Source organism: Paraburkholderia sp. Ac-20342 (genome assembly GCF_017104985.1).
Lineage (GTDB): Bacteria > Pseudomonadota > Gammaproteobacteria > Burkholderiales > Burkholderiaceae > Paraburkholderia.
Genome location: NZ_JAAGPQ010000008.1, coordinates 24,334 through 46,533 on the forward strand (window position 1 = coordinate 24,334; position 22,200 = coordinate 46,533).

17 protein-coding genes and 1 pseudogene are annotated in these 22,200 nt (G+C 61.7%); 1 reads left to right on the forward strand and 17 read right to left on the reverse strand.

Annotated elements, in window-relative coordinates:
- Nucleotides 1–469: 469 nt before the first annotated feature.
- From G3N58_RS04480 to G3N58_RS04495, 4 genes are all read right to left on the reverse strand, one after another.
- A complete protein-coding gene (locus G3N58_RS04480) occupies nucleotides 470–4,834 on the reverse strand; it encodes a hypothetical protein (protein WP_205998562.1) in 4,365 nt (1,454 codons plus the stop codon).
- Between the two features lie 429 nt (nucleotides 4,835–5,263).
- The gene (locus G3N58_RS04485) at nucleotides 5,264–6,040 is read right to left on the reverse strand and encodes a hypothetical protein (RefSeq protein WP_205998563.1); all 777 of its coding nucleotides are present in this window, start codon (nucleotides 6,038–6,040) and stop codon (nucleotides 5,264–5,266) included.
- A gap of 330 nt (nucleotides 6,041–6,370) precedes the next feature.
- Nucleotides 6,371–8,158 carry a P-loop NTPase fold protein gene (locus G3N58_RS04490; RefSeq protein WP_205998564.1) on the reverse strand — a complete coding sequence of 596 codons (1,788 nt, stop codon included), beginning with the start codon at nucleotides 8,156–8,158 and terminating at the stop codon, nucleotides 6,371–6,373.
- Nucleotides 8,159–8,183: 25 nt separating this feature from the next.
- On the reverse strand, nucleotides 8,184–9,227 hold the full coding sequence (locus G3N58_RS04495; protein ID WP_205998565.1) for a Swt1 family HEPN domain-containing protein: 1,044 nt from the start codon (nucleotides 9,225–9,227) through the stop codon (nucleotides 8,184–8,186).
- A gap of 262 nt (nucleotides 9,228–9,489) precedes the next feature.
- On the opposite strand from G3N58_RS04495, the gene G3N58_RS04500 reads away from it, so the two are divergent.
- Nucleotides 9,490–9,921 (forward strand): hypothetical protein, encoded by a 432-nt coding sequence (locus G3N58_RS04500; protein WP_205998566.1) that lies wholly within the window; start codon nucleotides 9,490–9,492, stop codon nucleotides 9,919–9,921.
- A gap of 79 nt (nucleotides 9,922–10,000) precedes the next feature.
- On the opposite strand, the pseudogene G3N58_RS04505 reads toward G3N58_RS04500, so the two are convergent.
- The 13 genes and pseudogenes from G3N58_RS04505 to virB5 all read right to left on the reverse strand — a co-directional run.
- Nucleotides 10,001–10,258: pseudogene (locus G3N58_RS04505) on the reverse strand (DNA adenine methylase); the annotation flags it as partial.
- 15 nt (nucleotides 10,259–10,273) lie between these two features.
- Nucleotides 10,274–11,287 (reverse strand): relaxase/mobilization nuclease domain-containing protein, encoded by a 1,014-nt coding sequence (locus G3N58_RS04510; protein ID WP_205998567.1) that lies wholly within the window; start codon nucleotides 11,285–11,287, stop codon nucleotides 10,274–10,276.
- 1 nt (nucleotide 11,288) lies between these two features.
- On the reverse strand, nucleotides 11,289–11,825 hold the full coding sequence (locus G3N58_RS04515) for a plasmid stabilization protein (protein ID WP_205998568.1): 537 nt from the start codon (nucleotides 11,823–11,825) through the stop codon (nucleotides 11,289–11,291).
- An 8-nt stretch (nucleotides 11,826–11,833) separates the two neighbouring features.
- Nucleotides 11,834–13,372, reverse strand: coding sequence for an LPD7 domain-containing protein (locus tag G3N58_RS04520; protein ID WP_205998569.1), 1,539 nt, complete (start codon nucleotides 13,370–13,372; stop codon nucleotides 11,834–11,836).
- A 56-nt stretch (nucleotides 13,373–13,428) separates the two neighbouring features.
- Entirely contained in the window at nucleotides 13,429–15,279 is a 1,851-nt protein-coding gene (locus G3N58_RS04525; protein WP_205998570.1) for a PriCT-2 domain-containing protein, read from the reverse strand.
- Nucleotides 15,276–16,994 carry a type IV secretory system conjugative DNA transfer family protein gene (locus G3N58_RS04530; protein WP_205998571.1) on the reverse strand — a complete coding sequence of 573 codons (1,719 nt, stop codon included), beginning with the start codon at nucleotides 16,992–16,994 and terminating at the stop codon, nucleotides 15,276–15,278. Before G3N58_RS04530 ends, G3N58_RS04525 begins: the two co-directional genes overlap by 4 nt.
- Nucleotides 16,991–17,365, reverse strand: a complete 375-nt coding sequence (locus G3N58_RS04535; RefSeq protein ID WP_205998572.1) for a hypothetical protein — start codon at nucleotides 17,363–17,365, stop codon at nucleotides 16,991–16,993. Before G3N58_RS04535 ends, G3N58_RS04530 begins: the two co-directional genes overlap by 4 nt.
- 9 nt (nucleotides 17,366–17,374) lie before the next feature.
- The gene (gene virB11 / locus G3N58_RS04540) at nucleotides 17,375–18,493 is read right to left on the reverse strand and encodes a P-type DNA transfer ATPase VirB11 (RefSeq protein ID WP_205998573.1); all 1,119 of its coding nucleotides are present in this window, start codon (nucleotides 18,491–18,493) and stop codon (nucleotides 17,375–17,377) included.
- Nucleotides 18,490–19,725, reverse strand: a complete 1,236-nt coding sequence (gene virB10, locus G3N58_RS04545; protein WP_205998574.1) for a type IV secretion system protein VirB10 — start codon at nucleotides 19,723–19,725, stop codon at nucleotides 18,490–18,492. Before virB10 ends, virB11 begins: the two co-directional genes overlap by 4 nt.
- The gene (locus G3N58_RS04550; RefSeq protein WP_205998575.1) at nucleotides 19,718–20,554 is read right to left on the reverse strand and encodes a TrbG/VirB9 family P-type conjugative transfer protein; all 837 of its coding nucleotides are present in this window, start codon (nucleotides 20,552–20,554) and stop codon (nucleotides 19,718–19,720) included. Before G3N58_RS04550 ends, virB10 begins: the two co-directional genes overlap by 8 nt.
- The gene (locus tag G3N58_RS04555; protein WP_205998576.1) at nucleotides 20,551–21,255 is read right to left on the reverse strand and encodes a type IV secretion system protein; all 705 of its coding nucleotides are present in this window, start codon (nucleotides 21,253–21,255) and stop codon (nucleotides 20,551–20,553) included. The genes G3N58_RS04550 and G3N58_RS04555 overlap by 4 nt, the downstream gene beginning before the upstream one ends.
- Nucleotides 21,252–21,479 carry a hypothetical protein gene (locus G3N58_RS04560; protein ID WP_205998577.1) on the reverse strand — a complete coding sequence of 76 codons (228 nt, stop codon included), beginning with the start codon at nucleotides 21,477–21,479 and terminating at the stop codon, nucleotides 21,252–21,254. Before G3N58_RS04560 ends, G3N58_RS04555 begins: the two co-directional genes overlap by 4 nt.
- A gap of 10 nt (nucleotides 21,480–21,489) precedes the next feature.
- Nucleotides 21,490–22,194 (reverse strand): P-type DNA transfer protein VirB5, encoded by a 705-nt coding sequence (gene virB5 / locus G3N58_RS04565; protein ID WP_205998578.1) that lies wholly within the window; start codon nucleotides 22,192–22,194, stop codon nucleotides 21,490–21,492.
- Between the last annotated feature and the right edge of the window lie 6 nt (nucleotides 22,195–22,200).

A 22,200-nucleotide genomic window follows, 5' to 3' on the forward strand; every position in this document is an offset into this window, starting at 1 on the left:
ACCGATTCAGAGCGCGCGCCTGCCGACTCCGGCCGCAGCCCTCGTGAACATTTGGCAGTCAGCTATCGGCGATATACCAAACCACTAAGCAGAAAGCGATCTGCCCGGTATGCGGATTCGATCAATCGACGTCCCGGACTCACGAGGTGAAGTACGCGGTCACGCAACAGAAGACCAGCGGACTCGTGAGGCGTATCCAGCCGACACCTCCGGCTACCTCACGGAAATTTCCAGTCGACCGCGCCGAAAGCGTTTAGACGATGGCATTAAAAACGACATTGAAACGAGGGATGGCAGGATAGGCTTGCGCCGGGATTCGGCGCCGTGCGCGTGCTGCAATGCCAATAGCCCGTGAAACGCACCGTTCTGCCTGGGCCAAGCTCTGCCTCTCGTGTTTCAGCACCTGGGCGAAACGCAGTCCGGCACATCTACCGCTTACCCGCCTGCCGGAGCGACGGTTATATGGAGGCTAGCCTTCAGCGGTCGCGCTCGGGTCCGGTGCCATGATAGGCCAAGGCTTACCGGACGCAAGATCGGGATGGCGTGGCTCGGACATAGGCATGCCACGCTCGTCCCTTATTGTGTCGATGGTGTTCAGGCAGCGCGCGGCAGCATCCGTTGGGCCGCCGTCCCTCGTCTCTGCAAGCAGTTTCTTTCTAAGTTCGGGGACAGGAACAGAGACGACGTTGTAAGCGCCGCTCCAATTCTCAACGGGAACGTGTTCGGTGACGGCGTTCTCTATCGAGCGCCACCCTAACAAGGACTGGTTCTGTTTGTTCTCAATGTCGGTCAGGAGCAGAATTCCCTCAACATCGGGACTTTCCGCGACTGCCCGCGCCAGCAGCACAAGCGCCTGCGACATTGCCTCGTCTTTCAATAGTCCGTATACGTGCCTGCGGACTTCAGGGAATTTGGCAATCAACGCGGCGAGTTCCCTCGCCTGGCGCCAATGGTCAAACGACTTGCCGTGAAGAGTGCCATTCGCCGTCAAGTCGATGAGGCGGAGTGCGGAAGATGTGGTGCCGAACTTCAGGGCAGTTTCGCGCCATCGATAATTTTGATAAAAGCGCGGGTCGTCCGCGGCGAGCTTGAACAAGATTTCCTCCCCCTCCTCTGAGGGGGTTTCGGCGAGACAGCCAATCATTTCTTCAAAGAATCCGGGATGGCGCAGGGTCGCAGGCATTTCACGTACGACCTCAAGCGTGTCTGCTGGGCGATTCGTGAATGGCAATAACCGCAGCCATTCGCGCAGCTCGTAGCCGTCGCTTTGCGTGAGTATCCACGGTTCCTTCTTCGCGGCCTCGAATGTTTCTGCGATGCCGCTAACGACAAGCTTGCTGTCGATCTCCTCGCCCGACAAGATGAGGCTCAGGAGCAGTTTGGAGCGTTCTCGCCGGGAAGACAGGGCGAGAAGCGTTTCGATCGTTGTTTTGCGCTGGCCGTGTGGCAGGCGCGCTGCGACGATGCCGAGTGAAACCGCAAGTTTCTTCTGCTCGTCGGTTGCGCCGTCCGCGATCAACGGCCCAATCGCAGTGAAAATAGCTTCCGATTCCACCGACGTCTCGGTGGGGTCGGTGGTACGTGCCGCGCGCTTTTCCTTCACACAGCTGAAATCCACGCTGCCGAAGAACCCCTTGTCGCGTGGTGGTTCGTTTGCGGTTTCCCATTGCGAGGCAAGAACCCTAGCCGCGAGCTCTCCGAAGTGCGGATCGGCGAGATATTCGCGCATGAGCGCGGCGGTCTCCGGCGCGGTGATCGCGAGAAACGCGCGCTGATACTCGTGCGTCATCGGCTGGCGTGCCTCATTGACAGCATTGCCCTGTCGCCAGCCTGCGGCTTCGGCCTCTTCTCTGAAGGCGCGGTAGCGTCGAAGATTTTCATCCAGCAGCTGCTTCAGCAGCGGCAGCAGGCTCGGGTCCGGAGCGTGGCTGGCGAGCGTTGCGATCGCCGCCAATTGCCATCGTTCTGCGATGCCAGAGACCAACATACGGTCGCCCCAGTCTGCAATAAGCGTGCGGATCGCTACGAGTCCTTCCGCATTGAAGGGCCTGGAGCTATCGGTTTCACCATTGGAATGACGTGACAGCCGCTCAGCCAACCGTGCCATCTGCTCGCTGTTTGCCTGCGCTGAACGAGCTTGCACTGCGGCGACGAGGCTCGCACCCGGCACGTGGGCAATGCGGGCTTGAATTTGGTTATAACGGTCGGCCGCCCTTTTGTTGTACGTGCCGTCTGAGTGGCGTAACCGCGTCGCGACATCCAATAGTGCGTCAACCAGGCGGCCTGTAGCCTGTGGACCGAGGACAGATGCGGCCGCTTCCGCACGGTCGTCGCGAACCGGGCCTTCCGCTAGCGCGAGCTGCAGCAGCGTGTCGTCCTCGAAGCTGTACCCCGCCGAAGTGAGAATGTCGTCTGCGCCATAGAACAACGTGCGGCCTGTCCGCACGCGGGCCAGCAGACCTTCAGCCACGGCACGGGGATACCGATTGCGCGCTTCATAGACGAGATGCACTACCGCATCCTGGCTGTTCTCGACTGCCATCTCGCTGATGATGGCTACGAGGTCTGCGCTCCTGTCCTGACCGTCGCCGGCAAAAACGATCGTGCGCAGTCGATCGTAAGCTGACTCGCATTCCTTGGCCTGCCTCTCATGAGCAGCTGCAATCCCTTGCCTTACGCGCTCGTCGCTTACCTCATCAATGAGGTCTTTTCGAACCAGTAAGTCGAAGGTCGATTCTTTCGCCTCTTTCAGCAGTACGGCAAGGTGGTGATCAGCGCGACGAAACGCCAGTGCTTCGGCCACTGAAGCCTGCACTTCAGGGTCTGGATCATCTTTCGCGATCGCAATCGCGAGATCGAGGCCATCCATCTCGCTGTGCGACGCCATTTCAGACAAGAGGACCAACCGTGGCTGTGGCGGTAAAATCTTGATGCGCTTCACCGCGTCCGGCCCAAGCAAGGGAGGACGGAATCGCCTGCAATTGCGCAGCGCCTTGAGACTTACCTGATCGTTTTCATGCGTAATGAGTGGCCAGACGCGATCGAGGAATTCGGGGCGCCCCGAGTTCATCATGAAGCGCAACGCGCGGTCGCATTTTCCCGGCGCGTGCCAGTGTTCGACTCGCTCTTGGATGGTCGAGGCGATGGAAGCCCAGACGTCGTCCGTCGCTCGATATATCATCTCGGCCGCAAGGAGCGGATCGACCTCGAAAGCGGCAAGAATGGCCGCTCCGCAAGCAGCCTTTTCGGGCACTTCGCCGCGCGCCATGCGTTCGACGGCGAAGAGAATCGCTTCTTCCCATACGGGGAAATTGAAGATTTCCGCTTTCAGAGTTTCGAGCCCCGCCATGACTAAAACGTTCGCCATGATCTGCCGCTCCACCCAGTGAGAGGCGTACCATTCCTGAAACTGCTGGTGCTGGAACGACACACCGGGCGTATCGCCCGCGCGCATGAGCACGTGGTTGTCGACCAGGACTTCAAGGACGGCGTCGGGTTCGGGCTTGGCCGCGATTTGCCCGTTCGCGACGAGCAGTGTTGCCGTTTCGGAAAGCGAGCGCCGCGCGCTGTAATCTGTGATGGCCGTGTTCGCTGTTTGCGTGGCGAAGACGGCCAAACTGTCCAGAAAGTCCTGCTGGAAGCCCCTCGCCACAGCTCGCAACGCCTCAGCGCGGCGCGCGTCTTTCTCGTGAGCCGCCACAAACCGTCGCAAGACTTCTTCCTTGGTTGTAGGAAACGGCGCGCCGTCTGGTAGAGAGAGCACGGCGATGAGATAGAGCGGAATTGAGACCAGCTCGCGCACGCCCGCCGTACGCCAAGCTTGATCGACAATCTTCGCGCCCGCATCGCCGCGCATCGCCTTGGCGATTTCCATTTGCTGCTCGTCGTTTAGCGACAGCAGCTCGACGAGTTTTCCGGGAAACGGAACATCGAGGACTTGCTTGCGTGTCGAAACGACGAGGCCAAGTTGGGGCAATGCCGCTTTAAGTGCTTCCACCTGAACTCGCGCACGCTCGCGCGCGACTGCGTCCAGCTCGTTCCAGCCATCGAGCAACAGCACGACACCGGGTACGGCCGCAGCGACACGGAAATCGACTTCTGAAATATCGCGAAACGCCGGGCGTTTCAGGATCGAGTCCAGTATCGCGATGTTCTCAGTCGCCCAATCGCCTAGAGGAATGACTACGGGTATGCCGCTGTCGCTGGCCAAAACGCCATCGGCAATCTGAAACAAAGTCGTTGTTTTGCCCATTCCGGGCGACGCGACGAGGATCAGGTCGTCGAACGTCCTAACGGCGCTGGCGAGCGCGGTCGTCATCGCGGATGTGTCGTAGCCGTCTACCTTTACCGTCAGCGCAACGGATGTGCGCGGCCACTTTGCCGTTCTCCGAAATGTCGCAAGATCAGCCTCGGCGGCACGGCGGAGTCGAGTATGCGAGTCGTCTTGCGGCGGAGACGCCAGCACTGGCAGCGCTTCGTTCCGCAGCACGCGTCGCCACGAGTCTTCTTCTGCCAGTTTCTTCCACTCGCGCAAACGTTCGGCGGTAAATTCCCTTACATCGGAGTCAACGGCCTTGCCGTGATCGCGACACAGCCAAATGCCATTGTTCGCAGAACTGCGTTCGTCCGCGGACATCGAAGCGTCGTAACGCGGACCGCCGGGAGCGGCGGCACAGATGTGTGCCGCTGTACCGATGTTGATCTCGCCCGTCCCATCCGCGGTTGCTCCTACCGTTGGCGTACGGCAAGTTGGAAAGGAGCAAAGCCAGCCCGCGCGCTTCGCGATCTGCAGCGCCGTCGTCTTTGAGAAATCGTCTCTGCGTCTGTTCGTCACGGACTAGATACTCGAACGTTCCACCAACTTGCCGGAGCAGCACGCTCGAAATATATCACTTCGGCGTTGCAGCCGGCCCTGACGCGGAACATCGTCGGAAGCTTGCGTATCGCCACGCCCTGCGAACAAGTCCGTTGATGGGAATAGGGTGGGTTGTGCGGATGAACCAAGGATGCACACGCGGCTCGCCTACAGGTCAAGTACATACGACCCCTACGCCTCTTTTCAAGGCATCGTACGAATATCACGCTTGATCGGACGACCGCTGTGCAACCGAAAGTCGCCATTTGCACAACCGCCGGACAAGCAGCAGAGAAGGGTCGCTTGCCGCCGTTTGCCTCGAAAATGGTGAAACCTTTTGCGACCTGATCTGACTGTGTCTATCAGATCAGGTCCGACTTGTACACCTGACGCAGGCGAAGTCTATACCTAGATTGGCGTTTGCTCATCAAGCGCAGGCTTCGTGGTCTCTTTCGCTTCGCTGAGGAGTTCGCCCCGATCCAAGATGTATTCCGAGCGCCGGTCCAAGTCGTTCGGAAAGAAGCGCATGCGTAAGCAGAGAATCCAGTTTGGCCACGAACTAAAGACGAACCGGTCGAGGTAGTAGTTTGCAAGTATCGCGTGTTCCACGCAGCGACCCCACGCCCACGTTGCCTGTGAAGCGCAGATGTCCAGTTTTAGCTCCGACGCGGAAACATCCTCGGGTGATGGATGCGGCGCGCGCGCTTCGTTGCGCGCCTCCCGATATTGTTCAAGTCTTGGCTCAAACTCTTCATGCGTTCGATGAGCATTGATTATATGAAGAAAGAGCCTCGTATCAATGTCGTATAGCTGCGTAACGACCGCGCTGTGAAGTGCGTTTATCGTCGGGCGCGCCCTGATCAGCATGTCGCAGACAAGGCGCTTCTTACGTGCCTTTGTCAGGTGGCTTGCATTCACGGCCGCAACGATCTGGTCGTTCTGAGCTCGAAGGCTGTAGATCTCGGGAAACACGGTGCTCGCAGCGCTCCTGCGCTCTCTTCGCGTACCGCGTGTCGCCACAATCAGCGCGCCGACGACGCCCATCAGCGCGCCGATGATTGCACCAGCAAGATCTTGCCAGTCGTGCAGTGTAGAGATGAAGTCGAAGCTGTTTGGCATGGGCAGGTGTTCGCACATCAGTGCGGCAGCCTGCGTGATCTGGAATATATGTCCGTCCGCCACCACGGTTGCCCTCGGTTGTTTTGGTCGCTAGTGTAGCAACGTCGCCGCCTGAGACTTTCCCCCGATCCTCCCTCCGTTCTTTCTGCCGCGTCCTCCGCTCGCCATACTCGATCCGCCGCCCGCTGAACCTGACAGTTTCGCCCACCGGATGCGCGCCGGCCGGGGACGACAGTGTGAATGGCGGCTGTAGCTGCCTCGGCCAACCGCATCGGAATCGCTTGTCAAGAGTCGTTCATCATATGCTGTCATACGCAGCTCAGGCGTCGGTTTTTCATCAGACGGCGCTGATCCAGTGGCGACAGTGCGGCCGCATCAACTCCCTGTGTTCCGATTCTAATCACCCACGTCATCGGCGACTTCAGCGTCTACGGCTGATGCGTATTGATCCGCTTGCGTAACGACACCTATGGAGCCAGCCAGCACAACTGGAGGCAATACGGCTTGCAGTTTTGCGTCTTCGAACAGCATCCTGAGTGTGCGGGAAAGGCGCCTTTGAGCAGGGTCCGCGCAAATGTTCCGGCATGCTTCGATGAAGTGGTCCAGGGCAGTCCCGAAGTGTGAGTCGTACGTCCTTCGGTGCATGCACATATCCACGCACCGACAAACAAAATGCTTGAAGCCGTCGCCTTCAAGGGTCTTCATCGCCACCTCAAAATCCTGAACGGTCGCGCTCGTCATTATTGCGGTTTCCGTGTGCCCCCACCCGCTCCGTTCGATGATATTCCGAACCGCGTCGACAACCGTCAGCTTTGCATGCGCTGTCGTCTTCGCAGCATCGAATGCGGCCCGTACACGAGGGTGAACTGGGCGTCTTAAGGCGTTTAGGAGATCGCTGCCATCATCCTCGTGATTCGACTTCTGCCGAAATACTTCAATCCAGTGGTCTACCATCTCTTCTGCGACCGACTTGCCGTCATCCAACTCCGACACGGCATCGCACAGTGCGGTAAGGTTGAGGGCATCGAGATGGTGCACCAATTTCACGAGCAATTTTGCCTCGGCAACGAGCTCAGCATCGGTCATCGTGTGATGCCAGTTGATGTGTTCGTAAAGCTGATTGCGCAGTCCGTGCGTTCGCATCGCCTCTGCCGCTGACGCATATCGCGCAATGAGATTCGTTACCTCCGTTACATCAAACAGGCCGGACTTCAGATAGTCCACCACGAGCCGCTCATATTCATCGCTACCATGGATGCCGAGCTGCCGTAGCTTGAGTCGCCATTGGGCTCTGCGCTTACCTTCTTCATCTAGCTCTTCTTCTTTCTTCCCCCAGTCGGCCCAATCCCTGTTATCAACGTTCAGAACAAAATCAAAGTCCGGTCCATCATCGATGCCCTTGTAGTAGATAGCCGACAGGAGCACCGTCGAAGGAATAACCCGGGCGAGAACATCATCCGACAAATTTTTCTGCTCTCCCAAGATTCGGCTTACTGCCCGGATTATCTTGCTGATGATCCGTATATTGGTCACGCCGCAACCTTCGACCGTCGTCCTGATCCGTTCGGCATAGTGCGAGGAAACCAGGCTCACTGCAATATCAAACGCTTCCGCAGGAGAAGTATCCAGCCGGATCTCCTGGTCGATCACTTTCTCCCGTAATGTATCCCACAAGTCCGGATCCGATAGTTCGTCGCTGTTCAGGATCAGAATGATCCTTGCCCCATGCTGTTGAGTGAACTCGTCAACGAATCCCAACACCTCGTCAACACTCAGCCTTTCGTGTTTCCGCTCTATATCGTCAATCACGATCACCCGATCTTTTAGAATGGACGGCACCGCCAGTAGCGCGATCTCATTGAGCGCCGAAAAGCCTTTATGAAAACTCTCCAATACCTTTGATGCTGCTGCCCAGCCCTTCTTGGTGCTGTCCCACCAAGTCGGATGCTGGTCGGCACTGGGAATCGCACTCTGCACGATCTTGAGCTTTACCTGTTCGATGTTCGACAGGCCAAATAACGAGACGTACAGTGCTGCATTGACCTTCCCGTCCTTCGACTCCTCCTTCACCTGCCGCCACAGATGGCTTTTCCCTGTGCCCCACTTTCCAGAAAGCGCTACAACCTTATTTTCCTGATCTGCGAGCACGTGTATCAGTTGCGCTTTTGTCGACTTAAGTGACATGCGAGGTTCCTTGAACGTTATTCACTCATGCAGAAAATAGGCTGCACCCCTCCCACGCGGGATCCATTGCTGCCCATGGCGTACCTGCATGCACGCGCGGATCCACATTGGCGTAACGCCGTGCCCACGTGATCGGATCGTCTTCGCAGGGGTGGTGACCAAGATTCGTGAGCGCCGCGTCAAAGGTTCGACCGATCACGTCGCTGACCTGCTGCTGATCTTCGAGCGCCGCAAAAGAGACTTGAAGACTCGACGCTGAATCTGCGCACACCAGTATGATCAGGTCCTTGTGGATCGCGATGTCTCGCCAAAATTTTGCGAGATCGAAGGATCGTCCGCCCCTGAAATACCAACGGGCGTGCCAAATATAGCCGGCTCGGCAACCAAGTTGCCCTTCGTCGTGTGTCAAGGGTGCCGCCCAAGGACGGGAGGAATATGCAAGACTGAAGTTCGTCTCGTACTGGCGCCTTGCATGTTCGATCAGATGTGCCTCGGGATGGGCACCGCGCACCCAATCCCGAACCAGGATATCCGGCCAATCCTCATCCGGCCTCGATTGATCATTGAACGATGACGTTGCCCGAAACGCGCCACCGTCGAGGTCACGCAGTGTCTGCTCCAAGCGATCGAGATCGTCATCATGAGGTCGGCGACAGTGGCCGATGCGATTTCGAATCGCCTTGAGTTCCTCGATCCGGCCCGCCCAGATCTTTTCGGCTGGGAAGTATGACCCAAACAGCGGCCACTGATCCAGCGTCAACTGCAGCAGCAGCGACGCGTCCAAATACGCGAGCTGGTCCTGTGCATCGGGCGTTCGCATGTAACGAATCTCATCGTCCTTTTGTTGACGACTCGCCGAGCCTGCCGGTAGTGCACTCGCCCAGGCGGCACCTTTCGCGCTGCGGAGTTCCAGGTAGACGAGCGAGCGTACCCAGGTCTCCAGTTGCCACCAGCGGCTGTACAGCGCTGACGCAGCGGCAGGCATCGCGCCGTTGTTCCAACCCGCCAACAATGCTCGTTGAACCTGAGCGGGCAATTGTCTCCAGTCCGAGTCTTCTGATGGTGTCATGGTGTCCCCGAAGGCGTGGCTTCTTTGCGTTCAATGTAGTTTAACCGGCCCCGCGCACGCCCTATCGTTCCATCGATCAGCTCGGAATCTGCACGCGCTTGCTCCACCGCTCCATGCGAGCGCGAGGATCCAAATTCAGCATCATTGCATTCGTGATACGAACATCTATATTAAGGGAGGCGGCCCTTGCGACTTGTTCGCAGTTTAGCTTTTCGATCGTTGAGAGAGCAGGTTACCAGGCCGAATGCGGGGAGGACATTCCATGGAACTTCTAAAACTTGCAATCATCCTCGGAACTGTTGTCGGGATTGCCAAGGGCATCCAGATTTTCAGTCGCCACTGCCGCCAGCGTTTCGGCCATCGCCTTTTCACGAAGCGCGGATTCTGGCTGGCAGCCATCGGCATCAATCTCCTGTGGTGGGGATTCTGCGCGTGGGGAACTGGGTACCTGCACCACACCCCTCAATCCGGCGGCATCGTCCTCATGGGAATGGGACTGGCCGCGGTCGTATGGCTGATTTACGAGAACATCCGAGACACCGATCTTCCGCACGGCGCCGGCGGATCGGCACTCCAGATCGTGCTGTTTTTCCCGCTCGCAGTCTATGGCGTTCCCATGCTCCTGATCACGGTGTTCTTTCTGCTGTTTGCCACGTTCAGGGCCGGCCCTGCTGCATGGTTCGCTGAGTCGTAAGTCCGCCCGCCGGTCGATAGCTGCCACGAACGACTCAAGTCTATCGTTCGGCGGTCTTAGGTCAGATCAGGTCCGCTGGAAACACTTGCCGGCTGCTCAAGGCCCACTTGCACCGGTGGGTGAATTCTTCGGGATGGTGCTGCACGACGCGATACAGGTTGACGAGATCATCGTTGATGTCGTTCAATACTTCGACCTCCGTCGGCGGCCGCAGGAAGAACAGCGCCGCCGCGCCCGCAAACACCTCGACATAGCAGGAATGCGGCGGGAACCGGGTAATCAGGATATCGGCCAGACGTCGCTTGCCACCGATCCACGGCACGATAAGTATGGCCACGCCGCGCTCCCATCGTCAACGATTCACATCCGGCCCGACATCGCCTGACCGGTCTTCGGCTTCCGGCAACTCCGGATCTGGCTGCTCACGCCGCACGTCATACCCCCGCTCTGATACAGGCCTATCTCGCTGCACTGGCATGCCACCGACGAAATACGCCATCTCGACGCCCATCACACGATCCTCGCGCGCACGCGACCTCGCCATCGCATAAGCCATTTCCCGCCACGCGGCGAACACCCCGCCGTGCGCGGCCCACCTTGCGTCACGCTGGGTATCAGCCGGCAGCGGCTTCCAGTATCTAGGAACTTCACCGCGAGCGATCAGATGAACGACTGCTGGTTTCGGATAGCGCTCCGTTACACCGCGCGCACGCCGAGGCGTCGCATTTGCCTCGACGCCATGTTCACGCAGTTGCTCGGCGAAGCATTCACGCCAGCGCTGCAGATCCTTGCGGCGAGGATTCAGGCGACGGCCATCCGGACCGCGCACCTGCACGCTCAGATGCACATGCGGATGGGCTTCATCGTCGTGCGCCGCGAACACATACGCACGTCCGTCACCGAACTCCTGTGCCGCAAAGTCGCGTGCCGCATCGCGCACAGCCCGCCGGTCCGTGCCAGGCGGCATCGACAACAAAACATTGAACACCTCGCGGCGTGTACTGTTCTCCGGGATGCCCCATCCGCTGAGCTGCCAAGCTTGCGTCAGATCGCGCAATGCTTCGACGCCAACAATGCGATCGCCGTTCTGGTCTTCCAGCTCGACCCTGCCGTTGCGCGAGATATAGCGCAGATGCCGGCGCACGGCCCCCATGCCCTGCGCGCTGGCCGCCTTGTTCGTGATCTTGACCATCACCTCGGGCGTGCGCCTAAGCGTGCGTGCGATCTGGGCACGCATGCGGGCGGCTTCGTCCCGAAGACCTGCACGCGAGAGTCGTGGGGCACGCGCGTGTAGCAACGGCTCCTGAAACAGCCTGTCGCCCCAGTTCACGAGCATCGCGTCGATGTAGATTTTCGGATAGGGCATGTCAGCGGCTCCATCGATCGAGGTTTGCGCGAATGACAGCCGAAGTCGCACGCAGATGCGCATCGATCCGGTCCCGCATGTCCGCCCAGTCCAGCATCCGATCCAGAGTCGCTAGTTCAGCCGCACCGGAGCGGACAAGCTGACCCAGCAGACGATTGATGCCGGCCAACTGCTGACTGGATTCCGACAGCGCGCGCATCTCGTGCTCGCCGAGCTGCGGCTCGCGCGTCAGCTGCACGCGAACAAGCGACACAATCCAGCGGTTACCGCTAAGGCCCGATGCCAACGCCCGCTGCTCCACGGCGGCCAGTTCGGACGCCGTCAGCCGAATCTCAATGCGGGTGCGCGGTTCGCCGACCACGGGTCTGGCCAGATCGCGCACGACCATAACGGATTGTGCGTCGCCATCATCATAGATAGCGGCCATGATCAACCGGCGTGCGCCTTCGCCCGTCGTCAGACCACGGCGCGCGCACCAGTCGTCCCAGTGCAACCTGACTGCACCGAGTTCGACACACAGACGCTCACGTGCGGCCACGAGCCACCTCAGCGGGATGGCGACATCGGCGCCGGACTCGCCGGCTCGCGGTCGATTTCGAGCGCGGGTGTGCGCTCCGGCGCCGGACGCCTGCGTTGATCCCGGCCCGACGGCGCCTTCGGATCGAATACCTTCGGTGCCGGAATGCGTGCGCCATCCTTTGCGAACGCAACCAGCAGGCGTTCAGCCTGCTGCTGCACACGGGCTATCGAGCGTTCGCTGAAACCCTGGTTGCGCATGGCCGTCACCAGCACGGCCAGATGCACGGTCTGATCAATCTCCGGACGCCGTGCGGCGCCATGACGGTGTGGCACCTCGTCCATAACAGGCTCGGTCTGCGAAGCGGCGGCGCGTGAATCACCAACGGTGCGATTGTAGGATCCTGGCGGAACAGAAGCGTCACGATCACGCTGTGCGACATCCACCTGCCACGTGTTCCGGTAAACGTCCTTGTCTTCCTCGCGAACCACATTGCCTTCGCCGTCGAACACCGGCACGCGCACGGTCACGAGACGCTTGCCGAGATTTTCGAGGACGACCGGCTGTCCAATGCCGGCCCCTGATTCCCGCACGGCGCGTTCGAGATCGACACCCCACACGGCCTGATCGACTCCTGCCGGATCGCGGAACACCACGTAATACGAGTCACTGCGCGCGGGATTATGCAGATAAGGCGCACCGCCGTGCTCGCGCAGTTCACCGACATAACGCCTCGGCGCATCGGGTTCGTCGCCGGCCGCGCTCCGGTCTGCCCGCGGGGTATGCGGTTCCCGCTCAGCGTCGTGGACTGGCGCAGGAGATGAGGCTCCATTGGCAGCAGAAGCTGGAGCAGAAGGCGTCGCCTCAGACGCAGGCGACCGGGTATCCGCACGGCTCTGCGGCCCCGTCGCTGCCATGGGCGCCGTTGTTAGTGGCGCGACCTCAATACGATTGTCGAGCCTCGCCTGCCGGGCATCAGCCAAACGGGCCAGGTCCGCCGCCTTCGGCTCGTAACCAGTCACCTCGATACCGTTCAATGTCGCCTGCAGCCAGACCTCACGCCGGAATGCTTCGTGACCCGACACGCGGACGCGCTGCCACGATTTGGCATGCACCATGTCGAGCATCGACTCGACCACGTCCGGCCGGTTATGCTCGGTGACAAGGTACGGCCCCAGATCCTCGAAGGCAAGCTGAAACGGCGCGTCCTTCAGGAAATACTGGTTGCCCGAGCGCATGTAGCGCTTGGTCACGCGTTCGGGCGGCCGTTCGAGCGGCACGTAATTCCGATCGCCCCCGGCCGCCGCCTCAGCAGGTGCCGGTGGTCCCGCCTGCTGGTCTGCCTGTACTTCCGCACCAGGATCGTCTCGGATCGCCTGATCACGCAACCTCGCACGGGCAGCGTCGAACTCGCGCCGGCGCCGGGCTGAGACGGCATCCCTCGCGGCCGAATCCAGCGTGTCCCAATGGGTGTCCGTCGGCACCGGGTCGCCATCACTGCCCGGAACGTCCTGCTCGATCACGTTGATGACCGGATCGGCCGCCTGAGCCGACGTTGTCTCTGCCATTTCGCCACCTCATATTCTTCAGGAACAGTCTGTTCGCGCGTAGGAGCCCGCGTGTGCTATCGGTCAGGCTCCGTACCCGGCTCACGCGACGCGCCCGACTCCTTTGATTTCTCCAGCGCCTCGGTCCTCAGTTCTCGAATACGCACCCACGATCGCGCCTGCAACTGGTCGAGCATGCCTTCAAGGTTCGGACTGAAGTTCAGCTCCTGGGCCGACTTCTTCAGTGAACGCACTGCCCGGTCGAGCAGATCGCGCGCACGGTCCCACGGATAGACCTTCGCCTCGCTACCGTCGTAGCCAATCTGTAGCTCGGCACCATTCAGCCGCGCGTTTTCGTTCATCCATTTCAGGCGGTCGGAAACAAAGGTCATCTGGTCCTTGCGGTGAAACACGACGCTGCGCGTCGCGACCTCCTGGATCAGGTAGTGCTCGGTGTTGAACACCTCGCCACGATACGGTCCGCCGTTCTCGCGCGGCGTGCCCATCCGGAGAGGCGAACCGAACCGATGCTCGGCCAGCGCCCTCATCTCATTCGGCACGTCACCAACCGCAAACAGGGGCTCGCCGACCGGTGGGCGCGACGGCGGGAAGCGCGACGGGCTGACGGCCTGCGCCGCCGGGGGAACAGCATCCGGCGCTGCGGCGGCCGGAGAATCGGCCGCCGCGGCGATCTCCGGTGCAACACTGGCCGATGGCTCACCTACTACCGGTACATCCGGCCCGGCCGGCTTCGACGCGCGTCGCTTCGATGACCCGCGACGCGGACTGCCTCCTTCATCCGACACCAGCTTTTCCTTGACGTTGCCCATTTCTCCGCCCTCCTCATGCTCGCCCATTTCAATCACTCTCACGCCGTCCGCCTTCGCGACGGAGCGAATCACCTCGCGCAGATGCGCGCCGACCGCATGGAAACCCGAGAGCACCGCCATGTCGCAGAAATCGTTCGGTACCTTGTCGTCAATGCGTTCATCCGCGTCAAACTGCGGCCAGACCACGCGCGCCTGCGCGTCTTCCGCTGCCTGCCGGGCCTGCGTCTCGCCTCGACCCAGTTCACCGAGTACGATCAGGTCCGCGTCGGGATACCGCTCGCGCAGGCCCGTTGCCACCAGCGACAGATTCGCGCTCGAGAGCGCGGCCACCGCGAACCAGCCCGTGGCGCGCGAAGCGGACAATGCTGTCGCCATGCCCTCAGCGATCAGGATCATCGACGACTCGGCGTCTGGGACCAGCGTCGGCTCCGTCATCCAGTAGCCGCCCTTCTTCACGCCACCAGCCAGCGACGACTTAAGCCCCTGCTCGTCGATCAGTTCCAGCGTCGAGATGGGCCCATTCCAGACCGGTACGAGCAGCACGCGACCCGCGAGCGTTTCCTCCTCGCTGGCAGGCGCATAGCCAAGCAACGCGTGCAGTTCCAGCGCGTCCAGTTCGCGCAGCGTGTCCACCGGTTCGAGGCGCTTACGCATGAGATACGGATGCTCCGGCCCGACTGGGCGTGCCCACTGCCAGATCGATGCGGCTTCGCGCGCGACGGCGACATGGCGCGCCTGACGCTGGGCCTCTTCCCGCTCTCGCTGCGCGAGCACCTCGGCAGATGGCACAAGCACGGCCGTCATGCGGTCGGGGTAATGTGTGCGGCTGAGATCGAAGCCGTTCTGGCGCGCATGCCAGAACAACGTGGCGAGCGTCTTACCGCCCGAGGCACTGGCCGAGCGCCATGTCGTGCGAGCCGCGCGCTCGTTATAGTTGGCGGCCGTACGGCTCCAGGCGTCCCAGATCTCGAATCCTTCGTCGCCGAATCCGTGCTTGAGCGCAAACGCCATGTCTACCCAGGTCCCGTAGTCATCGGCGGGAATCGCGGCGAGAGCCGCACGCGCACGTTCGGCTTCGTTTACATAGGGCGCCGTCATTGCAAGGCTCCTGCCATACGCGAACCGTGCGGTGCGAAACGCTGCGCCGGCTCAACGAAATCGAGTTCGGCCACGTCGAGATCGCCAGCAGCCAGACGGCGACGAGCCAGCTCGACCTTCTTCGCCGGCACGCCGAGCAGCATGAAATGCCGCTCCACGTAAGCCGCCGCATCGTCCTCGCTGATATCGGCCAGATTCGGTGGCAGGTCGCGTGGGTCCCATGCCTGCAATACTTCGAGGTACTCGGGCGGCAGGTTGATCACCCCAGCTCCGTCCGGGTCAATCTCGTGCGGATGCAGATCACGCAGTCGGCGCTCGACCACGGCACTGAAGTGAGCGAGGTTCATCGCAGGCACCGCGGGCGCGGTCATCACGCGCGCGGCAAACTCGGGATCGCGCCAGTAGCAGATCTTGTCGGCCAGGATCGGCTTCGTGCTTTCGAGGACGATGATTTCCTTCTCACGTCCAAGCTCTTTCAGTTCCTGCGGCAACAGCAATGGCCGGCGCTGCTCGGACACGCTCTCGCTCGATCCGCCCCGTCCGCCGAAGATCGCGTTCGACCGGCTGACGCTGCGCGACTGGTCGGTCAGCGTGCCGAGCATTTCCGAGTAGTCGTTCGCGTCCTTCTGCTCGCGAGGTGCATATAGGATCTGCATCGCGTGGTTCGTGATGAAAGTGCGGGCATCGGCCCGCCCATATACCGATTCGAGCTGCGCGATCGACTGGACGATCGACAGCAGGCGCAGGTTGTAGCCCGCCATGTAGGCCACGGCGCGGGCAAGAATGTGGATCTTGCCGATCGCAGTCATCTCGTCGAGCAGAAGCAGGCACTGGAATTGGAGCGTGGAATCAGCCTCGGGCAACTGCTTCGTATTCAGATTGATCACCTGCGAAAACAGCAGGTTCACGATCAGCGCCGCTTCCGACAGGTGATCGGGCGTTACGCCGATATAGACGGAGATGCGTCGCCGCCGCAAATCGCGCGGATCGAAATCGTTCGCGCTGGTTGCCGCATCGACAACCGGATTGGCCCAGATCGTCAGCGGTGCGTTGAAGGTCGCGAGGACGCTCGCCAGCACCTTATCGTCGTTCGACAGGAAGCGGTTCAGCGCATCGACACACTGCCCCGACAGCAGGTCACGATGCTGGACCAGTGCGCGCTGCAGATACGTCTTGACCGGCATGCCGTTGCCCGACGACTGCCGCAATACCTCGCCCATCGTGACCGGACAATTCGGAATCGACGTGTCCTTGCCGGCCCGGCGCGCGTCACGCCACTCGCACAGCAGCAGCACAATGGCGAGGAACAGGTTTCTGGCCTGGTCTTTCCAGAAATCATCGTGCCCGCCAGGCGGATACAGGGCGTAGCCGATCGCGAGGATGTCACCGACGCGGAACAGACCCTCCGAGATCGCCGACAGCGGGTTGTAGCGATGCGTGCGACCGTCCTCGGCGAACGGATTGAACAGGTACACGTCCTGTCCGCACGCGCGACGAAACCCAGCCGTGATGGCGTAGTTCTCCTGCTTCACATCGAGCACCACGACCGAATCCGGAAAACTGAGCAGGTTCGGAATGACGATGCCCGTGCCCTTGCCCGAGCGCGCGGGTGCGGCCAGCAGCACGAACTGTTGGCCGGTGAAGCGTAGGTAGCGCCCACGCCATACGCCCACGACAATCGACGGCAGAGAACCGGGGTATGCGGGCATCGTCATAGCAGCCCCGCCCGGCGGATTTCCGATTCGCTCGCGAAACGCGCGCTGCCGTAGAGACGGCGCCGGCCCGAGCGCTCCCACAACGCATGCAGACCGAATACCGGGCCGCCGAAGGACAGGAGCACACCAAAGAGCCCGGCACCCGCAAGCTTGCGGCCGGCTGCCGGCATCAGACCGTGCCGCCACGCCAGTGCCGCGTCGAGCCAACCCCACAGGCCCGCGTGCAGGGGATTGATCCGCAGGCTCGCGTACAGGAAGAACGACGCGAGCCAGAGCGATGCGGCCAGTCCGCCAAGAAGGCACATCAGCACGGCCAGCGTCAACGCCGCTGGTCGGAAGTGCTGAAGCAAACGCGAGGGTGACTCGATCATGGCCATCCCCTATACGAACGCGGTGCGCGTCTTGCGCACCGGATCAAACCAGACTTCCGTCATGCGCCAGCGTTTGCCGGTCTGCTTGCCCGCGGCATCGAATACGGGCTGCGCCTCCATGTGCGCAACGACGTCGATCGTCAGGAACAGCAGGCGCTTGAGCGCGGCATCGTCCCAGGCCGAGGCCTCGGGATGTTCCTTTGCCATCAGCGCAAACCGCTCAATCGCAACCGCAGCATTGGGTGCGTGATAGCTCGTGATCGAACCCGCGTGCCCGGTCGTCAGCAGCTTCAGGAAGTCGTAGGCTTCGGCACCGCGCAGTTCGGCAAGCAGCACCCGGTCGGGGCGCATGCGCATGGTGCTGGCGATGAGATCGGCAGGCGTGACGCGCGCCTGCCCGTGGCCGCCCTTGCTATACAACAGGTGAACGCAGTTCTCGATGTGGCGGATGAACAGCTCGCGGACGTCCTCGATCGTCACGATCCGCTCGGTCGCCGGAATCGAGCGGCACAGGGTCTTCATGAAGCTGGTCTTGCCCGACCCCGTGTTGCCGACGACCACGATATTGAGCCGGTCTGTCACCGCGCGCCTGAAGAAGGCGCCCCAGTCGTGCTCTTCCAGACACCGGATGAGCCCGCGGTCCTCTGCGCGCAGCACGGCCAGCGCGGCGTCGAGCCCGTCCGGGCGATGCCATACCGTGTCGTCGAACAGCCCTTCGTCGCGATACGCGTCGAGACTCTTCTCGCGCGCGGACGGCCGGCGGATCGTGACGGAGACCGTGCGCGGCGAGACGACCGGCGGCACCACGATCTGGATACGCGCATCACCTGGCAGCAACGCCGACAGGACCGGATGCTGGGCCGATATCTCCTGGTTCGCCAGCGTGGCGACTGCCACGGCGAACGACATCAGCCGGTCGAAATCGAGGTCCATGCAATCGTGACCGTGCCAGCCACGCGAGTTCTCAGTCAGGACGCGCTGCGGCCGGTTGATCACGAGTTCGGTCACGTCGGCGTCCTCTAGCAGCGGTGCGAACGCGCGCATCAGTTCGCGCACGGAAGCATCGTCGGGCAGACGGACCAGCACTGGATCGTGGGATGAATCCGGCATGTCGACACGGGGCATCATTGCGCGCCCTCCGGCTGCAGCGCGTAGACCGATCCGAAATCCAGGTCTCGCGCGATCACGATCGTGAATTCCGCGCCCTGGTTCTGTGTCAGCGTTGGCGGGATGTTGATCGTGCTGTTGAGCACGCGCGTGGCCATATCGTTGCCCTGCTGCTGCGTGTTCTCATACACCACCGACCCGTTGCTGTTGCCGCCGCGCGTCGCCAGATAGCCGATCGCGTCCTGCGTGATGCCGAGCAGCATGGCCGCGCCGATGCGCTGTCCCCAGTGGTTGTCCACATAGCCGTCGATCCCCATGCGGCCGAGTGCATCCGCCGCTGGCGAATCGATCTCGACCGTCACACCATTCGGGGTCTTGATGCGAGCCGACAGCACGAATACGCGCTTCTGCCCCGGTGCCAGGTTCGAACGGTACTCGCTGTTGATCTGCGAACCACGCTCGATCAGCAGGACGTGCCCGTCGTCCGAGTACACGTTCTTCGTGACCGTGCAGGTTGAGATACCGGCCTCGGTCGAATCGAAGGCCGTATCGCCCACGCAGTCGATCTTGGCGCCCTGCGCGAGAATGAAACCACGATCGCCAAGGATCGTGGCGCGCACACGCGGGGTCACCGTCGGCGTCAATGCCTGAGCGAGCGTCCCGCCCGACTGTTCCATCACGTGGCCCTGCCTCGCGACCCCGCTAGATAGAGCTGTCGCGTCTGACGAAGCGGCACCTGTCGCACTGCCGGCCTCAAGCACGCCGGGTAGCCCAGCCGAGGCTTCCTGCCCGCCGCCGGTAGCCAGTAGAGGCGCGTCGTAATAGGTGCGGGGCGCCGCCGCGTGCGGGGCGCTAACCGGGGAGATAGTCACACCCGACGCAGGCACAGGACGAACGACAACGGCACTCGCGGGCGCTGGCACCGATGCTGCGGTGACCGCAGACGCAGGCGCATCCCGGAACGTGCGCCCCTGCGCGGACGTGTCGGCCACCGAGTCGCGCCGTGCCTTCGTGTCGGCATCGTGACGCGCGAGGAAGCCATGCACGGTCCAGACCGCGCCGGCACCGACGACCAGCACGATTGCGATCGGCGTGAGCCACCAGGCCCGCGGACGGACACTACGGTACTGACCCAGTGCCGGCATGCCGCGATCGGTGGACGTCGGCGCAACACCGCCATTCGGGTTGCGGCCGGGCTGCGGGCCCGCGGAGTCGTTCGGCTCGATCAGGTTGCGTTCGGCATTGTCATTCATCGCCGTGACTCCGCAGGACACGCTTCACGCCGCTGACCGTTGTGCCGTCACGAGGCGGCACGCCGTCCATGTCGTAGGCGTCGTTCCAGATGCCGACGACTTCCTTGCCGAGCCGCAGCACAAACCGTTTCGCGACTTCATGCACGACAATCGCGTCGCCCTCGACGTGCTTGTCGACCACGCTCTCCGTGCCGTCATCAGCCACCCGGAAAATCGCCGGCATGCGACGGTTGTTCGGGATACGCAGGTAGGTGAAGCGCCTGTCGTCCCATGCAGCGGTCGGCGCGATGTCGTCCGAATCGCGCATGACCTGCATCGAGTACCGTGCGTTACGCACAACGGGCGGCTGAGCCAGGCGCTTCTCGACGAGCCCGGTGTCCGAATCCGCGTGCGCCTGCTTCGCGAGGTCGTCCGGATAGACGAAGGTCAAGCGGTACATCACCCGGTCGTTGCCGAATTTCGACTGGAGCGGCAACACCACCAGATCGAAGCTGTAGCTGCGGCAGTCCGTGCGGATCTCGAGGTTCGAGTCGTGCGCGGCGAGCTGCGGCTTCAGGTACACGTCGTGATCGCCCTTGTTCGCCACGATCTGCCAGCCATCCCGGTCACCAGGAGCTACGACCTGGATCTGTTCGTGCGGATCGAGCGCGATATGTGTGGCAAAACCGCGCTGCGCCTCGACGCGCACCACCTCGTCGGCGTGATAGATCACCTGGCGCACGCGCGAGTCGTCATCCCACCCCGGCAGATCGACCGCGTGGACCATGCCGGAAAATAGCAGGCTCGCGAGCGCCATACCGGAAAGAAGCGCGTAGAGAAGCGTTTTCATGGCGTGCCTCCCGCAGCTGCGGCAGAAGCCGGCGGCGTATATTCAGGATCGCGGCTGTAGGCCATGACCTTGAATCCGAACGGATTGGCGATCGCCACGCTCTCGCGCGTGAACACGGGCGGTCGGTAGATATAGGCCAGCGTGATCACGAAACGCTGCGTCGGCTCGGCGTCGGCCTGGCCGCTTTTGAACGAGGTACGCTCGATATGCACAACCGCGTGACCGGGTTCGTCGGGCGGCAGCGTGACCGAGATAATCCGCACGCGCCACTCAGTACCAGCCCCAAGCTGCCGGTCGAGTGAATCGGGACCGCTATAGATGCCACGGTAGTCGCGCGCGACCGCGTCATCGCTCATGGCAAGCACACTGTCGTAGTCCATCTGCAGCAGGCCCCAATCGTAGCGTTCACGCTCGCGCACATAGGTTTCGACCCAGTGCTTGTCCTGGATCTCCTTCGTATGCACATGGCGGGCGTCGAGCACGTCGATCACCTGGGATTCGCCCGTCAGGCGATCGACCTCGATCGGCAAGGGCACCACGCGATAGAACGGCACCATCACCGCGAGCGCGGCCACACTGAGTACGGCGACGCCGACCGCTGCATAGGCAACGTGCCAGGCGCGCCGCTCGGAACGTTCCTGCAGGTAGGTCAGCGACGCCTCGATGTCGAGCACGCGCCCGTAGTCGTGTGGCGCACTCATGATCGGTCTCCGGTATCCGGTGCAGCAGACAGATCAGAAACAGGCCGAGGCGTCGTTGGCGCAGCAGCCGGCGCCGCATTCGACACATCAGGAACGGGCGGCACGCGATTAACCGGCACGCGATGCAGGCCATCTGGCAGCACGGGTTTCGGTGGCCCGCTGCTGCACGCGGCCAGGCTCCAGGCAATGCAGCCGGCGAGGATCAGGGAAGTGGGCATGGACATGGCACCCTCCTCAGTTCCCGAACGACGCGGGAACCATCTGGTCCTGCAGCCGGCTGGTCTTGCCCGCGCGACTCAGTACCAGTTCGCCCTGCTGCTCGGCCACGAGCTTGTCCTCGGCGTCGGAGAGCATCCGGAATAGTTGCAGCTTCGTCATCTCGTTGCCGACCGTCGTGCTCTCGGCCTGGATGCGCGCCTGCAATTCGGCGACGCCCTTCGGGTCCTGGGTCACGTCGATCTGCTGCGCGAGGCTCTGGATCTGGTCCAGTTCCTGTAGTTCGGTCTGGTACGCCTGCTGCCCGAACGCCTTGTCCTGGAACGGCTTGTTCAGCGCACGCTGGCAGACCTGCTGGTCGAGTCCGGTTTGGTCCTCGCAGTTGTAGATCTGGCTCGCCGAACGCAATGCCTGGGCACTGCCTGTCAGGCCCGAGTAGCCACCGTTCTGGATCGCCGTGTAGACACTCTGCCAATTCGACGGCAGTGACTTCGCGACGACGGGATTGCTCATCAGTGCGCCAAAACCGCGCGTACCGACCGTCGACTGGTAGATCTGGATTTCCTGCTGCACTTCCTGCTCGAGCTGGGCTACCGTCGCGATGGCCTGCACGACGTTCTGTGCGTCAAAGACCGGGATGCCCTGTGCGTACGCGTTGTTCCAGTACACCGTGGATACCACCGATATCAACGCGGCACTCGTGCATCTGCTTAATCTGTTCATCGTCAT

Bases quoted from the DNA above. Each gene is read 5' to 3' on its own strand.
- G3N58_RS04490 (WP_205998564.1), bottom strand. From the start codon at position 8,158: ATGTCACTTAAGTCGACAAAAGCGCAACTGATACACGTGCTCGCAGAT.
- G3N58_RS04495 (WP_205998565.1), bottom strand. From the start codon at position 9,227: ATGACACCATCAGAAGACTCGGACTGGAGACAATTGCCCGCTCAGGTT.
- G3N58_RS04500 (WP_205998566.1), top strand. From the start codon at position 9,490: ATGGAACTTCTAAAACTTGCAATCATCCTCGGAACTGTTGTCGGGATT.
- G3N58_RS04510 (WP_205998567.1), bottom strand. From the start codon at position 11,287: ATGCCCTATCCGAAAATCTACATCGACGCGATGCTCGTGAACTGGGGC.
- G3N58_RS04520 (WP_205998569.1), bottom strand. From the start codon at position 13,372: ATGGCAGAGACAACGTCGGCTCAGGCGGCCGATCCGGTCATCAACGTG.
- G3N58_RS04525 (WP_205998570.1), bottom strand. From the start codon at position 15,279: ATGACGGCGCCCTATGTAAACGAAGCCGAACGTGCGCGTGCGGCTCTC.
- G3N58_RS04530 (WP_205998571.1), bottom strand. From the start codon at position 16,994: ATGACGATGCCCGCATACCCCGGTTCTCTGCCGTCGATTGTCGTGGGC.
- G3N58_RS04535 (WP_205998572.1), bottom strand. From the start codon at position 17,365: ATGATCGAGTCACCCTCGCGTTTGCTTCAGCACTTCCGACCAGCGGCG.
- virB11 (WP_205998573.1), bottom strand. From the start codon at position 18,493: ATGATGCCCCGTGTCGACATGCCGGATTCATCCCACGATCCAGTGCTG.
- virB10 (WP_205998574.1), bottom strand. From the start codon at position 19,725: ATGAATGACAATGCCGAACGCAACCTGATCGAGCCGAACGACTCCGCG.
- G3N58_RS04550 (WP_205998575.1), bottom strand. From the start codon at position 20,554: ATGAAAACGCTTCTCTACGCGCTTCTTTCCGGTATGGCGCTCGCGAGC.
- G3N58_RS04555 (WP_205998576.1), bottom strand. From the start codon at position 21,255: ATGAGTGCGCCACACGACTACGGGCGCGTGCTCGACATCGAGGCGTCG.
- G3N58_RS04560 (WP_205998577.1), bottom strand. From the start codon at position 21,479: ATGTCCATGCCCACTTCCCTGATCCTCGCCGGCTGCATTGCCTGGAGC.
- virB5 (WP_205998578.1), bottom strand. From the start codon at position 22,194: ATGAACAGATTAAGCAGATGCACGAGTGCCGCGTTGATATCGGTGGTA.